Source organism: Inquilinus sp. (assembly GCF_039594555.1).
Taxonomy (GTDB): domain Bacteria; phylum Pseudomonadota; class Alphaproteobacteria; order DSM-16000; family Inquilinaceae; genus Inquilinus.
Genome location: NZ_JBCNNF010000149.1, coordinates 1 through 15,410, shown reverse-complemented (window position 1 = coordinate 15,410; position 15,410 = coordinate 1). Strand labels below are relative to the sequence as shown.

General features: G+C 68.6%; 13 protein-coding genes. 12 read left to right on the top strand and 1 reads right to left on the bottom strand.

Annotated features, from left to right (window positions below; genetic code table 11):
* Positions 1 to 346 precede the first annotated feature (346 nt).
* The 9 genes from ABDW35_RS17275 (at position 347) to ABDW35_RS17235 (ending at position 9,606) form a co-directional block, all read left to right on the top strand.
* Complete coding sequence (locus tag ABDW35_RS17275) at positions 347 to 1,345, top strand: ABC transporter permease (protein WP_343715125.1); 999 nt, start codon at positions 347 to 349, stop codon at positions 1,343 to 1,345.
* Positions 1,346 to 1,355: 10 nt separating this feature from the next.
* On the top strand, positions 1,356 to 2,264 hold the full coding sequence (locus ABDW35_RS17270) for an ABC transporter permease (RefSeq protein ID WP_343715124.1): 909 nt from the start codon (positions 1,356 to 1,358) through the stop codon (positions 2,262 to 2,264).
* 47 nt (positions 2,265 to 2,311) lie between these two features.
* Positions 2,312 to 3,304 carry an ABC transporter ATP-binding protein gene (locus tag ABDW35_RS17265; protein WP_343715123.1) on the top strand — a complete coding sequence of 331 codons (993 nt, stop codon included), beginning with the start codon at positions 2,312 to 2,314 and terminating at the stop codon, positions 3,302 to 3,304.
* A 1-nt stretch (position 3,305) separates the two neighbouring features.
* Positions 3,306 to 4,310 carry an ABC transporter ATP-binding protein gene (locus ABDW35_RS17260; protein WP_343715122.1) on the top strand — a complete coding sequence of 335 codons (1,005 nt, stop codon included), beginning with the start codon at positions 3,306 to 3,308 and terminating at the stop codon, positions 4,308 to 4,310.
* 181 nt (positions 4,311 to 4,491) lie between these two features.
* Positions 4,492 to 5,454, top strand: a complete 963-nt coding sequence (locus tag ABDW35_RS17255; RefSeq protein WP_343715121.1) for a mannonate dehydratase — start codon at positions 4,492 to 4,494, stop codon at positions 5,452 to 5,454.
* Positions 5,455 to 5,468: 14 nt separating this feature from the next.
* Positions 5,469 to 6,317 carry an NAD-dependent epimerase/dehydratase family protein gene (locus ABDW35_RS17250; RefSeq protein WP_343715120.1) on the top strand — a complete coding sequence of 283 codons (849 nt, stop codon included), beginning with the start codon at positions 5,469 to 5,471 and terminating at the stop codon, positions 6,315 to 6,317.
* A 9-nt stretch (positions 6,318 to 6,326) separates the two neighbouring features.
* A complete protein-coding gene (gene manD, locus ABDW35_RS17245) occupies positions 6,327 to 7,538 on the top strand; it encodes a D-mannonate dehydratase ManD (RefSeq protein ID WP_343715119.1) in 1,212 nt (403 codons plus the stop codon).
* 5 nt (positions 7,539 to 7,543) lie between these two features.
* Positions 7,544 to 8,695 carry a mandelate racemase/muconate lactonizing enzyme family protein gene (locus ABDW35_RS17240; RefSeq protein WP_343715118.1) on the top strand — a complete coding sequence of 384 codons (1,152 nt, stop codon included), beginning with the start codon at positions 7,544 to 7,546 and terminating at the stop codon, positions 8,693 to 8,695.
* Positions 8,689 to 9,606 (top strand): SMP-30/gluconolactonase/LRE family protein, encoded by a 918-nt coding sequence (locus ABDW35_RS17235; protein ID WP_343715117.1) that lies wholly within the window; start codon positions 8,689 to 8,691, stop codon positions 9,604 to 9,606. Before ABDW35_RS17240 ends, ABDW35_RS17235 begins: the two co-directional genes overlap by 7 nt.
* 44 nt (positions 9,607 to 9,650) lie before the next feature.
* On the opposite strand, the gene ABDW35_RS17230 is transcribed toward ABDW35_RS17235, so the two are convergent.
* Positions 9,651 to 9,935, bottom strand: a complete 285-nt coding sequence (locus ABDW35_RS17230) for a hypothetical protein (RefSeq protein ID WP_343715116.1) — start codon at positions 9,933 to 9,935, stop codon at positions 9,651 to 9,653.
* Positions 9,936 to 10,300: 365 nt separating this feature from the next.
* Between ABDW35_RS17230 and ABDW35_RS17225 the strand changes: the two genes are divergently transcribed.
* The 3 genes from ABDW35_RS17225 to ABDW35_RS17215 all read left to right on the top strand — a co-directional run.
* Positions 10,301 to 11,209, top strand: coding sequence for a LysR family transcriptional regulator (locus ABDW35_RS17225; RefSeq protein ID WP_343715115.1), 909 nt, complete (start codon positions 10,301 to 10,303; stop codon positions 11,207 to 11,209).
* Between the two features lie 259 nt (positions 11,210 to 11,468).
* Positions 11,469 to 12,635: an efflux RND transporter periplasmic adaptor subunit gene (locus tag ABDW35_RS17220; RefSeq protein ID WP_343715114.1), complete on the top strand. Its 1,167-nt coding sequence runs from the start codon at positions 11,469 to 11,471 to the stop codon at positions 12,633 to 12,635.
* A 2-nt stretch (positions 12,636 to 12,637) separates the two neighbouring features.
* Positions 12,638 to 15,410 (top strand): efflux RND transporter permease subunit (locus ABDW35_RS17215; protein WP_343715113.1); only part of this gene is annotated, 2,773 nt, incomplete at its 3' end.

Below are 15,410 nucleotides of genomic sequence, written 5' to 3'. Positions count from 1 at the left end.
ACCAACGTCGCCGGCGGCACCAACGGCGCCTTCTGGGCCCATACCGGCCTGCTGGTGATCACGTCGCTGCAGCCGTCGGGCGCGAAGTAGCGCCGAGATTTGTCCGACTGCGACAGGTGCGCGCCTGCGGGCGCGCACCCTTTCCGAACGGCAACAGCACCAGGATCGTACCCGTGATGCCAGTGGTCGAAGCCATTGCCTCGTCATCCCGTGCGCGCCGCGGCGCGAAGTGCCGCTGCGCAGACACGGGATCTCTGCGCGGTTTCCAAGAGATCCCGTGTCTGCAGCGCATCATTGCATGCTGCGCTGCGCACGGGATGACGGGTCGTTCTTGGTGGTGCGCGACATGACCCCCAAGCTCGTCATCCGCCGTCTGCTCTTCCTCGTCCTGGTGGTCTGGGCGGCGTCGACCATCGTCTTCCTGGTCCCGCGGCTGTCCAGCCGCAACGCGCTGCGCGAGCGCTTCGGCGAGCTGGCCCGCACCGGCGGCTTCTCGCCCCAGGATCTGGAGAAGATCCTCGCCTCGATGCAGCAGCAATTCGGCCTCGACCAGCCGCTGTCCCAGCAATACTGGCACTATCTCGGCAACATCCTGCGGATGGATTTCGGCTATTCGCTCTACCGCTATCCCTCGACCGTGTCCGAGGTGATCGCCCAGTCGCTGCCCTGGACCATCGGCCTGCTGCTGGTCACCACCATCCTCAGCTTCATCATCGGCAACCTGCTCGGCGCCGTCGCCGCCTGGCCGCGGGCGCCGCGCTGGCTGCGGGCCTTCGCCGCACCCTTCATCCTGCTGACCGGGGTGCCGCCGGTGATCATGGCCATTCTGCTGCTGTTCTTCATCGGCTTCCGGCTGGGATGGCTGCCGCTGGGCGGCGCCTATTCGGCCGGGGTCGTACCGAACCTCTCCTTCGGCTTCGCCCTCGACATGCTGCAGCACCAGGTGCTGCCGGCACTGTCCCTGATTCTCGGGTCGGTCGGCGGCTGGGTGCTGTCGATGCGCGGCATGGGCGTCACCATCCAGGGCGAGGACTATGTCAACTTCGCCGAGCACAAGGGCCTGACCGGCGGCCGGATCTTCCGTGACTACTACCTGCGCAACGCGATGCTGCCGCAGATCACCGCGCTGGCCCTGGCGCCCGCCGCCATCGTCACCTCGGCGATCATCGTTGAGGGGCTGTTCGGCCTGCCGGGCATCGGCAGCGCGCTGAACCTCGCCATCCGCGCCAACGACTTCCCGACCATCTACGGCATCGTGGTGTTCATCACCATCGCCGTGGCGGTGCTGATGACGGTGGTCGAGTTCCTGTACCCGCTGCTCGACCCCCGCGTCCGCAATTCGTGAGGAGCGAGACATGACCATCGCCGCGCCCTCGCCCGCCGCCGAACCCGTCTTCCAGCGCCCCGGCCGCCTCGTCCTGGTGCTGCGCTACCTGCGCCGCAACAAGGGGCTGGCGCTGGGCGTGCTGATCCTGCTGGGCCTCGTGGCCTTCACCGTCATCGGGCTGACGACGATCAACCCGAAAAATGCCTATCCGCTGTCGGTGGCGGTGAAGAAGCCGCCGAGCCTGAAGTATCCCTTCGGCACCGATTTCTTCGGCCGCGACCTTTACGCCGCCATGGTCGTGGGCATGTGGCAGACCGCGCTGATCGGCTTCATCGCCGGCGGCCTGGGCACGCTGATCGGCGTCGTGCTCGGCTTCATCTCGGCCTATTTCCGGGGCTGGACCGATGCCGTGATCCGCACGGTCTGCCAGATCCTGACGCCGATCCCGGTGCTGCTGATCCAGGTCGTCATCGCCGGGTCGCTCGACAAGCGCGACGTCACCATCCTGACCATGGCGCTGATCGTGGTGCTGCTGGCCTGGATGGGGCCGACGCTGGTGATCCGCGCCCAGGTGCTGACGATGAAGGAACGGCAGTTCGTCGCCGTCGCCAAGCTGTCCGGCGTCAGCGACCTGGGCATCATCTTCAAGGAGATCCTGCCCTGCCTGCTGCCCTTCATCGCGGCGGCCTTCGTGGCGCAGGTGTTCTCGGCCGTCTTCGCCTCCTTCTACCTCGCGGTGCTCGGCCTCGGGCCGCTGCGGGAGCCGCTGCTCGGCAACATCATCTGGGCGGCGCAGTCGCAGGGCGCCTTCTTCAACGGCTGGTGGTGGTGGCCGATCATCCCCTCGGTGGCGATGATCCTGATCCTCGGCTCGCTGGCGCTGATCAATATGGGCCTGGACGAGCTGGCCAATCCTCGCGTGCGGAGGACGGAGTGACGGCGATGGATGTGACGCTCGCGCCGCCCCGGGACCGGAGGAAGGCCATGACCCAGCCGACGACGACGGCCAAGGCCGCGCCCGTCCTCGATGTCCGCAATCTCGCGGTGACCTACTACACCGATTCCGGCCGCGCCCGGGCGCTGGACGATGTCAGCTTCACCCTGAACGCCGGCGAGAAGCTGGGCATGGTCGGCGAATCCGGCTCGGGCAAGAGCACGCTGGCCCTGGCGATGATGCGGATGATCAAGCCACCCGGCCGGATCGAGGGCGGGGTGGTGATGGTCGGCGGCGCCGACCTGATGGCGCTCGACGCCGAGGGGATGCGCCAGGCCCGGCTGTCGCGCATCGCCTACATCCCGCAGGGCGCGATGAACTCGCTGAACCCGGTGACCCGGATCGGCGCCCAGATGGTCGACGCGGGGAAGTCGCACCTGCCGGGCGAATCGCGCGCGGCGATCGAGGCGCGCTGCCGGCGGGCGCTGCAATCGGTCGACCTCGATCCCGGCGTCTTCCGCATGTATGCGCATGAGCTGTCGGGCGGCATGAAGCAGCGCGTCTGCATCGCCATCGGCATCCTGCTCGACCCCCATGTCATCATCGCCGACGAGCCGACCAGCGCGCTCGACGTCGTTACCCAGCGCCAGGTGATGGAGACGATCGACAACGTTCAGAAGGCGATCAACGCCGCGGTCATCCTGATCGGCCATGACATGGGGCTGATGGCGCAGTTCGTCGACAAGGTCGCGGTGATGTATGCCGGCCGGCTGGTCGAGGTCAGCACCGTCCGCGAGATGTTCACCGACCCGAAGCACCCCTATTCCCAGGCGCTGATCGACAGCCTGCCCAGCCTGGACAACAAGGGTGTGTTCCGCGGCATCCCCGGCCTGGCGCCGTCGCTGCTGCGGCTGCCCGGCGGCTGCGCCTTCCACCCGCGCTGCGCCAGGGCAATGGAGATCTGCGGCACGCTGCGGCCGGAGGAGCGGATCCTGCCCGGCGGCCGCGGCGTGACCTGCCACCTCTATGACGGGGAGGCCTGAGATGGCCGATCTGCTGCGGCTCGAGAACGTCTCGAAGACCTACACGCGCGGCCTGGTCCACGCCCATGTCACCACGGCGCTGCGCGACATCACGCTGACGCTGAAGGAGGACGAGCCGACCATCCTGACCGTGGCGGGGGAGAGCGGCAGCGGCAAGACCACGCTGGCCATGCTGCTGCTCGGCTTCATCGCGCCGACGACGGGCCGGATCATCTATCGCGGCCGCGACGTCTCGACCCTGCGCGGCCAAGAGAAGATGGCCTATCGCCGCGAGGTGCAGGCGGTGTTCCAGGACCCCTTCGCCGTGTTCAACCCGTTCTATACGGTCGACCACCTGCTGACCGTGCCGATCCGCAAGTTCGGGCTGGCGCGGTCGAAGGCCGATGCCCGCAGCAAGATGGAGGACGCGCTGACCGCCGTCGGGCTGCGGCCGGAGGACATCCTGGGCCGCTTCCCGCATCAGCTGTCCGGCGGCCAGCGCCAGCGCATCAACGTCGCCCGCGCCCTGCTGCTGAAGCCGCGGCTGCTGATCGCGGACGAGCCGGTGTCGATGGTCGACGCGTCGCTGCGCGCCACGATCCTGGAGACGCTGCGCAACCTGCAGCGCGACCACGGCGTGTCGATCATCTATGTCACCCACGACCTGACCACCGCCTATCACATCGCCAAGTCGATCATCGTGCTGTACCGCGGCGCGGTGATGGAGGCGGGGGATGTCGACCAGGTGATCAAGGATCCGCAGCACCCCTACACGCAATTGCTGGTGGATTCGATCCCCTGGCCCAATCTCGACCAGCGCTGGGGCGCCCAGCCGATCCAGGCGCGCGACGCCGCCATCGGCACCGCCGGCTGCCGCTTCCGGCCTCGCTGCCCCAAGGCGATGGAGGTCTGCGGAGTCGAGCCGCCGCTGTTCCGCATCGGCGACCGCCAGACCGCCTCCTGCTTCCTCTACGACCGGCAGCCGCAGGTGGCCCAGGAGCAGCTGTCGGAGCTGCTGCCCGCCTGAATGTCGATGAGCATCACCGATGAACAGACTCTTCTCTCCCACGAAGAAACCGTCATTGCGAGGAGGCGAAGCCGACGAAGCAATCCAGGGGCCGGTGCGCACCGGCCCCTGGATTGCTTCGCTGCGCTCGCAATGACGGCTTTTTCATAGGCCCACCGGACCACACGGACCCCGCACGACCATGCTCGAAATCGCCGAATTCATCAGCCCCACGCCGTCGCCCGTCTGGCGGCTGGCGAAGCAGGCCGGGGTGGACCTCGCCGTCGGCGGCCTGCCGCCCGACGACCTGCTGCAGGGCGAGGCGCCCTGGGACCTGGGGCCGCTCCAGCGCCTGAAGCAGCGCTACGAGGAGGCCGGCTTCACGCTCAAGGTGATCGAGGCGCGGCCGCCCCTCAACAAGACCAAGCGCGGCCTGCCGGGGCGCGACGAGGAGATCGCGACAGTCTGCACCCTGCTCCAGAATATGGGCCGGCTCGGTATCCCGGTCTGGTGCTATGAGTGGATGACCGACTTCAACTGGGTGCGCACCAATCTGGCCACGCCGTCGCGCGGCGGGTCGGTGGTCACCAGCTTCGCCCTTGCCGACGTGCCGGAGGACCTGACCAGCAACCCGCCGATCGGCGAGGATGAGCTCTGGGTCAATCTCGACTATTTCCTGAAGAAGGTGCTGCCGGTCGCCGAGCAGGCCGGGGTGAAGATCTCGATGCACCCCGACGACCCGCCGCTGTCGCCGATCCGCGGCGTCGGCCGGATCATGCGCAGCATCGACAATTACCGCCGCCTGATCGACAGCGTGCCCAGCCCGATGAACACGATCACGCTGTGCCAGGGCAACTTCACCCTGATGACCGACGACCTGCCCGGCGCCATCCGCGGCTTCGGCAAGGCTATCTCCTTCGTCCATTTCCGCGATGTGGAGGGCACGCCGGAGGCGTTCCGCGAGACCTGGCACGACGCCGGCAAGACCGACATGCTGGCCTGCATGCGCGCCTATCGCGACATCGGCTTCGACGGCGTGCTGCGCCCCGACCACGTGCCGACGGTGGAGGGCGACAGCAACGAGCATGCCGGCTACTCCGCCTTCGGGCGGCTCTATGCCATCGGCTACATCCGCGGGCTGCACCAGTCCGTCTACGGCGCGTGAGCGGAGGGGAGACGATGGACATCGCAAAGAGCACTATTGCGCTGACCGGCGGCAGCGGCCGCATCGGCCGCGCCATCGCGGCGGCGGCGCTGCGGGCTGGCCACCGCGTCGTCAGCATCGACCGCGCCGCGCCGCCCGAGGGGACGAAGACGCAGGAAGATCTCCGCTTCGTCACCGCCGATATCGGTGACTACGACGCGCTGGTCGCTGCCTTCCAGGGCTGCGACGCGCTGATCCACATGGCGGCGATCCCGTCGCCCGGCAACCATCCCGACCACATCGTCCACAACAACAACGTCACCGGCAGCTACAACGCGATGCGGGCGGCGATCGAGGTCGGCATCACCCGGATCGTCCAGGCCTCCAGCGTCAACGCGATCGGCCTGTCCTTCAGCCGCGAGGCGCATTTCGACTACCTGCCGCTGGACGAGGCGCATCCGAACTACACGGAGGAGCCGTACGGCCTGTCGAAATGGATCTGCGAGCAGCAGGCCGACACCTTCGCCCGCCGTTACAGCGACCTCAGGATCGCCAGCATACGCTTCCACCTGGTGGTCGAGGAGCGGGCCCAGGCCGCGGCCGTCTACGGCTTCGTCACCAGGGAGGCGTCGAAGCATCTCTGGGCCTACACCCTCTACGACGCGGCGGCGCGGGCCTGCCTGCAGGCGCTCGACGCGCCGTTCAAGGGCCATGAGGCCTTCTACATCGTCGCGCCGGACACGGTGATGGACATGCCGAGCCTGGACCTCGCCGCCCGCTTCTTCCCGGACGTGCCGGTGCGCGGCGACCTCAGCGGCAACCGCGCCTTCTTCTCCTCCGCCAAGGCCGAACGGATGCTCGGCTGGCGCCACGACGCCGATTGAGGTGCTGCCATGAAGATCCAGGACGTCAAGGTCATCGTCTGCTCGCCGGGGCGGAACTTCGTCACCCTCAAGATCGTCACCGACGAAGGCCTGTACGGCATCGGCGACGGCACGGTGAACGGGCGCGAGCTCGCGGTGGTCAGCTACCTGCAGGACCATGTCGCGCCGCTGCTGATCGGCCGCGACCCGGCGCAGATCGAGGACATCTGGCAGTATCTGTACAAGGGCGCCTACTGGCGGCGCGGGCCGATCACCATGGCGGCGATCTCGGCCGTCGACATGGCGCTGTGGGACATCAAGGCCAAGGCGGCCAACATGCCGCTGTACCAGCTGCTGGGTGGCGCCTCGCGGCAGAAGGCGATGATCTATTCGCATGCCCAGGGCATGAGCATCGAGGAGGCGGTCGACGCCGTCGGCCGCAAGCGCGACGAGGGCCATGTCGCCATCCGCTGCCAGGTCGGCATCCCCGGCCTGCCCGCGATCTACGGCACCGGCAAGGGCGCGAAGCAGGGACAGGGCGGCATGGTCGAGGCGCTGCCGCATGAGGAGGTGTGGTCGACCGCGAAATACATGAACCACATCCCCAAGCTGTTCGCCCGGCTGCGGGATACCTATGGTGACGACCTGCACCTGCTGCACGACACCCATCACCGCCTGACCCCGATCGAGGCGGCGCGGCTGGGCAAGGACCTGGAGCCGTTCCGGCTGTTCTGGCTGGAGGACCCGGTGCCGGCGGAGCTGCAGGAGGGCTATCGCCTGATCCGCCAGCACACCACGACGCCGATCGCGCTGGGCGAGATCTTCAACACCATCTGGGATGCGCGGCTGCTGATGGAGGAGCAGCTGATCGACTACATCCGCGTCACCTCGGTCCATGCCGGCGGCGTCACCGGGCTGCGGCGGATCTTCGACTTCGCCTCGGTCTACCACATCCGCACCGCCTGCCACGGGCCGATGGACGTGTCGCCGGTGGCGATGGGTGCCAACGCCCATGTCGACCTGTGGGTGCCGAATTTCGGCATCCAGGAATTCTCCGGCTACACGCCCCTGATGCACGAGGTGTTCCCGCATTCCTGGCAGCAGGAGGGCGGCTACATCCATCCGGGCGAGGCACCGGGCCACGGCGTCGACATCGACGAGATCCTGGCCGCCAAGCACCCCTATCAGCGCGCCTACCTGCCGGTGAACCGGCTGGAGGACGGCACGCTGTGGAGCTGGTGACCGCCATGAAGATCTCAGCCATCCGCGCCTATCCGGTCTGGGTCGGCACGCGCAACCAGCTGATCGTCAAGGTCGAGACCGATGAGGACCTGTTCGGATGGGGCGAAAGCGGCCTCTCCGGCCGGGAGAAGGCGGTGGTCGGCGCCATCGAGCACTACCGCGAGTTCCTGATCGGCCGCGATCCGTTCCGGATCGGCGCGCTGTGGCAGGAGATGTATCGCAGCCAGTATTTCGAGGGCGGCCGCGTGCTGCAGGCGGCGATCTCGGCGATCGACATCGCGCTGTACGACATCCTGGGCAAGGCGCTGGGCGTGCCGGTCTACCAGCTGCTGGGCGGTAAGCAGCGCGACCGGATCCCGACCTTCGCCACCACCTCCGCCCCGCCGGGCGAGGAGATGATCGAGCAGGCGAAATCCCTGATCGCGGCCGGCTGGACCGCGATGCGCCTCTCTCCCTCCGGTCACCGGGGCGGCGAGATCTACGAGCCGCGCGAGCACATCGCCACCACGGCGAAATGGTGCGTCAAGGCGCGCGAGGCGCTGGGCGGCGAAATCGTGCTCGGCATCGACCTGCATCACCGCCTGTCGGTGGCAGAGGCGGCGAGCTTCTGCCAGAAGATGCCGTCCGGCACGCTCGATTTCCTGGAGGAGCCGATCCGCGACGAGACGCCGGAGGCCTATGAGGCGCTGCGGCGCATGGTCGACGTGCCCTTCGCGATCGGCGAGGAATTCGCCTCGAAATGGCAGTTCCTGCCGTACATCGAGCGCGACATCCACCAGTTCAACCGGATCGATGTCTGCAATGTCGGCGGCCTGACCGAGGCGATAAAGGTCGCGGGGTGGAGCGAGGCGCATTACGTCGACATGATGCCGCACAACCCGCTGGGGCCGATCTGCACCGCGGCGACGGTGCATTTCGCCGCGGCGGTGCCGAACTTCTCCTGGCTCGAGACGCGGACCTCGACCGCCGAGCAGCTCGGCTTCGACGATGCTGAGCTGTTCCCGGTGCAGCCGCGGATCGAGAAGGCGCACTATCCGGTGACCGACGCGCCCGGTCTCGGCGTCGAGGTGAACGAGGAGGCAGTCAAGAAGCAGAGCTTCAAGTTCTGGGAGGCGCCGCATCTGAAGCGCCGCGACGGGTCGGTGACGAATTGGTAGAGCTCGGCCCGCTCGACGGACCCGCCTTCGACATCGTCGATCCGCGCTTCGCCGCCTGCACGGTGCCGGATGCCCGGGTGGAGCGGATCTGGACCGGCAGCCGCTGGACCGAAGGGCCGGCCTGGCTCGGCGCCCGCGGCCTGCTGGTCTGGTCCGACATCCCGGGCGACCGGATGCTGGCCTGGGAACAGGCGACCGGGAGGGTGACGACCTTCCGGCAGCCGGCGAACAGTCCGAACGGCAACACGGTCGATCGCCAGGGCCGGCTGGTGACCTGCGAGCAGGCGCCGCACCGGATCGCGCGGCTGGAGCGGGACGGCAGGATGACGCCCTTGGTCGACCGCATCGACGGCCGCCGCTTCAACTCCCCGAACGACGTCATCGTCGCGTCGGACGGCGCGATCTGGTTCACCGACCCGAGCTATGGAAAGTCGAAGGGGCGCGGGGAAGGGGCGGATGTGGAGGGCTGCCACGTCTATCGCTTCGACCCGACGACCGGGGCGGTGCGGCAGGTGACGACGGATTTCGTGATGCCGAACGGCCTGGCCTTCTCACCGGATGAGAGCCTGCTCTACATCGTCGATACCGGCAGCACGGAGCGGCCGGACGCTCCCAACCAGGTCCGCCGCTTCCGGGTCGGGCCTGGCGGGACGCTGTCGGGCGGCGAGGTGCTGGCCGACGCCCATGGCCATTTCGACGGGCTGCGCGTCGACACCGAAGGCCGGCTGTGGATGGCGGCGGATGAGGGCGTCCGCTGCTACCTCCCTGACGGCACATTGATCGGCCGTGTGAATCTTCCGGAGCGCGCCGCCAACCTCACCTTCGGCGGCGCCGGGCGCGACATCCTGATGATCACGGCCACCAGCTCGGTCTATCTCTGCCCGGTGAACGCGGTCGGCGCTGCCGCATGACGGGACGGCCGGGCCGGCTGTCCCGTCATGCGGGGCGGCGCGGTCTAGCGGCTGTGCCCGCCATGGCCACCGCCATGGCCGTGGTCGCCGCCGTCATGGCCGAAGCCGCCCCTGTCGTGGTGGTCGTGGTTGTCGCCGTTCTCGCCATGGTCGAAGGACGGCGTGGCGTTGGTGTCGGACCCGGTCGGATCCGCCTGCGCCGTCTGCAGCAGAACCGGGTATTGTCCGGATGGCAGTCCGGTGCGGGCGAAGGCCGGCCCGGCGGCAGCAAGGCCCAGCAGGAGCAGGGCGGCGACGCCAGCGGGGCGGGTATGCCTGAGCAGAGACATGATCGTTCCTCTCGGCGGGATCCGGACGGCCCTCGGGGCGCGGCGGATCGCTGCGTGACGTGATGCGTATCTGAGTCGCGGACCGGGCGGCGGGAGGGGCTGGCCCCTTTGCACCGACAGGCGGTGGCGCCGGGCGATTCCGCACTGCAACACCTAGTCACGACCGATCGCGGGCGGAACTGGTCTTACTGAAAGTTAATAAAGAATACACGGTCTCGAATATTGCCGCTGGTTCATTTCTTGCCGATGCTGCGACATGCTGTCCTTGCTGCCGCTTCGCTCATTGACTCCTTTACTTCAGACAAAATCTCCTGGGGGCGGCGCCGGGCCTGTTCCGGCGCCGCGTCCCGTGGGGATCCCTGCCGATGCCGGAGCTGAACTGGGGTGTCTTCGACCTCAACCTGCTGGTCGTGTTCGACGCGGTGATGAACGAGCGCAGCGTGACCCGCGCCGGCGCCCGGATCGGCCTGAGCCAGCCGGCGATGAGCCACGCCCTCGCCCGCCTGCGCCACCTGCTGAAGGACGAACTGTTCATCCGAAGCCCGCACGGCATGATGCCGACGGCGCGGGCCGAGGAGATCGCGGCGCCGGTCCGCCGCGCGCTGGGCGACCTGCAGCTGTCGCTGAACGCCCCCGCCTTCGACCCCGCCGCGGCGACGCACAGCTTCCGCATCGCGGTCGACACCTACAGCGCCGTGGTGCTGGCGCCCGCGATCGTGGCACGCTGCGCCACGCTGGCCCCCGGCATGGTGCTCGATATCCGGGCCGGCGGCATGCTGAACGCGCCGGACCGGCTGGACCGCGGCGATCTCGACTTGGCGATCGGCGCCGCCGAGCCTGACGGCGAGCGCTTCCTCCGCCAGCGGCTGCTACACGATGATTTCGTAGCCCTGCTGGGCCGCGGCCTCGCCGGCACCGGCCGGGCGCTGGACGCCGCCGGCTTCGCGGCGCTGCCGCATGTCGGGGTCTCGTCCTTGTCGGAGGAGCTGGGCTTCCTCGACCGCACCCTGGCCGGGCTCGGCCTGCAGCGCCGGATCGTGCTGCGCGTCCCGCTGCTGTCGGCCGGGCCGGTGCTGGCCGGGGCGCCGATGGTGGCGGTGCTGCGCCGGCACCTGGCCGAGCGCCTGGCGCAGGACCATGGGCTGGAGGTGCGGCCGCTGCCCCTGGCCTCGCCGCGGGTCGAGATCGCCATGCATTGGCAGCGGCGGGTGGACGGCCTGGCCGCCCATCGCTGGCTGCGACAGGTCGTGGCGGGGGTGGCGCAGGCGCTATGACCCGTTTCGTTCATTCACACCCTGCATGGCGCCGTGAAGAGGTTGCATTGGCGGCCCACGTCGCGGCCCCCCACCTGACGCTGCATCGATCCGCGACCGGAGACTTGTCCCGGCCTTTCGCGGCCGGCGCCCGGGGGCACGCATCGGATCGGCCGAGTGATCGGGAGGAGACGTCGCGCGCGGGCGCCACGGCCGGACGGCCGCCGGCGCCCGCGCCGCTCCCGATTGGTCTCTCGATTGTCCTGCTGGAGAGCTGCAGATGCCCCTGATCGCCCGCCGGACGATGCTTCGGATCGGTGCCCCGATCGCCCTCGTCGCCCTGTGCGCCGCCGTGCTGGTGGGGCGCGAGCTGCGCGGCAGCGCCGCCGCGGCCGCGCCCCAGGCGGCACCGCCCCCGGCCGTACCGGTTGAGGCGGCGGCGGCGCGGCGCGGCGACGTGCCGGTCTATCTGACCGGGCTCGGCACCGTGCAGGCGCTGAACACGGTGACGGTGAAGAGCCGCGTCGACGGCCAGCTGCAGACCGTGGCCTTCCAGGAAGGCCAGCATGTCACCGCCGGCCAGACGCTGGCGCAGATCGACCCGCGGCCGTTCCAGGCGGCGCTGGACCAGGCCAAGGCGACCAAGGCGAAGGACGAGGCGCAGTTGGCCAACGCCCAGCTGGACCTGACGCGCTTCGAGAACCTGAAGCAGTATGCGACGGCGCAGAGCGTCGACACCCAGAAGGCGCTGATCGCGCAGATCCAGGCTCAGATCGAGGGCGACCAGGCGGCGATCGACAACGCCGCGACGCAGCTCAGCTACACCACCATCACCTCGCCGCTGAACGGCCGCACCGGCATCCGGCTGGTCGACCAGGGCAACATCGTCCACGCCACCGACACCGGCGGGCTGGTGGTGATCACCCAACTGCACCCGATCACGGTGATCTTCACCCTGCCGGAGGAGGACCTGCCGGAGATCTCGGCGCAGATGGCCAAGGGACCGATGACGGTGTTCGCCGACACTCGCGGCGACGACAAGCCGCTGGACCAGGGCACGCTGCAGCTGGTCGACAACCAGATCGACCAGGCCACCGGCACGATCCGGTTGAAGGCGACCTTTCCGAACAAGGCCGACCAGCTGTGGCCCGGCCAGTTCGTCGATGTCCGGCTGCTGCTGCGCACCGAGCAGAACGTGGTCACCGTGCCGACCACCGCGATCCAGCGCGGGCCCGACGGCCTGTATGTCTACGCCGTGAAGCCGGACGCCACGGTCGAGCTGCGCCCCGTCGGCATCGGCCAGATCACCGATGGCGCCGCGGTGGTCGAGACCGGCCTCGACGCCGGCGCCAGCGTCGTCACCGCCGGCCAGTACCGGCTGCAGCCCGGCACAAGGGTGCAGGTCCGCGAGGCCGCCGCCACCCCCGCCAAGCAGCCGGCCGCCTGATCATGAGCATCTCGGCCCCGTTCATCCGCAAGCCGATCGCCACCTCGCTGATCATGGCCGGGGTGCTGCTGGTCGGCCTGGTCGCCTATCCGCTGCTGCCGGTGGCGCCGCTGCCGCAGGTCGACTTCCCGACTATCCAGGTCTCGGCCCAGCTGCCCGGCGCCGATCCCACCACCATGGCCTCGTCGGTCACGGCGCCCTTGGAGCGGCAATTCGCCGAGATCCCCGGCGTGTCGCAGATGACCTCCAGCAGCACGCTCGGCAACAGCGCCATCACCCTGCAATTCGACCTCGACCGTAACATCGACGCGGCGGCGGGCGACGTGCAGACCGCGATCAACGCCGCCGGCGGCCAGCTGCCGAAGAACCTGCCGTCGCCGCCGACCTACCGCAAGGTCAACCCGGCCGACTCTCCGATCCTGGTCTTCGCGGTGCATTCCGACACGCTGCCGCTGACCACGGTCGACGACTATGCCGAGAATGTGCTGAGCCAGAACATCAGCCAGGTGCAGGGCGTGGCCCAGGTCAGCATCGGCGGCCAGCAGAAGCCGGCGGTGCGGGTGCAGGTCGACCCGCAGAAGCTGGCGGCGCTGGGCATCGGGCTGGAGGATGTGCGCGGCGTCATCGCCAACGCCACGACCGACAGTCCGAAGGGCAGCATCGACGGCGCGACGCGGACCTTCACCATCTACGACAACGACCAGGAGTTGAAGGCCGACCCCTGGAACAACGTCATCATCGCCTACAAGAACGGCGCGCCGGTGCGCATCCGCGATATCGGCCAGGCGGTGGAGGGGCCGGAGAACACCAAGCTCGCCGCCTGGTCCGGCGGCCAGCGCGCGGTGCTGCTGATCGTGTTCAAGCAGCCCGGCGCCAACGTCATCGAGGTGGTCGATCACGTCAAGTCGCTGCTGCCGCAGCTGCAGGCGGCGATCCCGCCGGCGGTCAAGGTCGACATCCTCAGCGACCGCACCACCACCATCCGCGCCTCGGTGGCCGATGTGCAGTTCACGCTGCTGCTGACCATCTGCCTGGTGGTGATGGTGATCTTCGTGTTCCTGCGCAACTTCTGGGCCACGGCGATCCCCAGCGTGACCGTGCCCCTGGCGCTGGTCGGCACCCTGGCGCTGATGTACGCCTTCGGCTACAGCCTCGATAATCTCTCCCTGATGGGCCTCAGCATCGCGGTCGGCTTCGTCGTCGACGACGCCATCGTCATGCTGGAGAACATCCACCGCCATATCGAGGAAGGGCTGTCGCCGGTGCAGGCGGCGCTGAAGGGCGCGGGCGAGATCGGCTTCACCATCTTCTCGATCAGCCTGTCGCTGGTGGCCGTCTTCATCCCGCTGCTGCTGATGGGCGGCATCGTCGGCCGGGTGTTCCGCGAATTCGCCGTCACCGTGACGATGACCATCCTGGTCTCGGCCATCGTGTCGCTGACCCTGACCCCGGTGATGTGCGCGAAATTCATGAAGCACGACACCGGCAGGCACGGGCGCCTGTACCGGCTGTCGGAGCGGGGCTTCGATCTGATGTTGGCGGGCTATCGCCGCTCGCTCGACGTCGCGCTGAAGCACCGCCGGATCACGCTGCTGGTGTTCCTTGGCACCATCGCGGTCACCGGCTACCTCTTCGTCATCATCCCTAAAGGCTTCTTCCCGCAGCAGGACACCGGCCTGATCATGGGGACGTCGGAGGCGGCGCAGGACATCTCCTTCGCCGAGATGAGCCGCAAGCAGGTCGAGCTGGGCAAGATCGTTGCCGCTGACCCTGATGTCGACACCGTCGGCATGGCGCTCGGTTCCAGCGGCGGCCAGACGCTGAACAACGGCCGCCTGTTCATCACCCTGAAGCCGCGCGACGAGCGCGAGGCCTCGGCCAGCCAGATCATCGACCGGCTGCGGCCGCAACTCGCCAAGGTCGAGGGCGCGGCCCTGTTCCTGCAGCCGGCCCAGGACATCAACATCGGCGGCCGGGCGTCCCGCACCCTGTACCAGTACACGCTGCAGGACGCGAATATCGACGAGCTGAACCAGTGGGCGCCCAGGATCTATGACAAGCTGAGGACCCTGCCGCAGCTGCGCGACGTCGCCACCGACGAGCAGACCGGCGGCACCACCCTGACGCTCGACATCGACCGCGACGCCGCCGCCCGCTACGGCATCCAGCCGCAGCTGATCGACGACACGCTGTACGACGCCTACGGCCAGCGCCAGGTGGCGCAGTACTTCACCCAGGTCAACAGCTACCATGTGGTCATGGAGGTGCTGCCCCAGCTGCAGGACAAGCCCTCGGCGATCGACCGGATCTACATCAAGTCGCCGCTGACGGGGGAGCAGGTGCCGCTCAGCGCCCTGGCGCATTGGACCACGCGGCCGACGGCCTTCCTGTCGATCAACCACCAGGGCCAGTTCCCGGCGGTCACGCTCAGCTTCAACCTGGCGCCCGGCGTGGCCCTGGGCGACGCGGTGGCGGTGATCCAGCAGGCCGAGCAGCAGTTGGGCGTGCCGCCGTCGCTGACCGGCGCCTTCCAGGGCAACGCCCAGGCCTTCCAGTCCTCGCTGGCCAGCGAGCCCACCCTGGTCGCGGCCGCGCTGATCGTCATCTACATCATCCTGGGCGTACTGTACGAAAGCTACATCCACCCGCTGACGATCCTGTCGACCCTGCCTTCGGCCGGCGCCGGCGCGCTGGTGATGCTGATGCTGTTCGGCTTCGACTTCAGCGTCATCGCGCTGATCGGCGTCATCCTCCTGATCGGCATCGTCAAGAAGA

Coding starts and splice junctions, on each gene's coding strand:
- ABDW35_RS17230 (WP_343715116.1), bottom strand. CDS start 9,935: ATGTCTCTGCTCAGGCATACCCGCCCCGCTGGCGTCGCCGCCCTGCTC.
- ABDW35_RS17260 (WP_343715122.1), top strand. CDS start 3,306: ATGGCCGATCTGCTGCGGCTCGAGAACGTCTCGAAGACCTACACGCGC.
- ABDW35_RS17255 (WP_343715121.1), top strand. CDS start 4,492: ATGCTCGAAATCGCCGAATTCATCAGCCCCACGCCGTCGCCCGTCTGG.
- ABDW35_RS17275 (WP_343715125.1), top strand. CDS start 347: ATGACCCCCAAGCTCGTCATCCGCCGTCTGCTCTTCCTCGTCCTGGTG.
- ABDW35_RS17225 (WP_343715115.1), top strand. CDS start 10,301: ATGCCGGAGCTGAACTGGGGTGTCTTCGACCTCAACCTGCTGGTCGTG.
- ABDW35_RS17250 (WP_343715120.1), top strand. CDS start 5,469: ATGGACATCGCAAAGAGCACTATTGCGCTGACCGGCGGCAGCGGCCGC.
- manD (WP_343715119.1), top strand. CDS start 6,327: ATGAAGATCCAGGACGTCAAGGTCATCGTCTGCTCGCCGGGGCGGAAC.
- ABDW35_RS17220 (WP_343715114.1), top strand. CDS start 11,469: ATGCCCCTGATCGCCCGCCGGACGATGCTTCGGATCGGTGCCCCGATC.
- ABDW35_RS17270 (WP_343715124.1), top strand. CDS start 1,356: ATGACCATCGCCGCGCCCTCGCCCGCCGCCGAACCCGTCTTCCAGCGC.
- ABDW35_RS17240 (WP_343715118.1), top strand. CDS start 7,544: ATGAAGATCTCAGCCATCCGCGCCTATCCGGTCTGGGTCGGCACGCGC.
- ABDW35_RS17265 (WP_343715123.1), top strand. CDS start 2,312: ATGACCCAGCCGACGACGACGGCCAAGGCCGCGCCCGTCCTCGATGTC.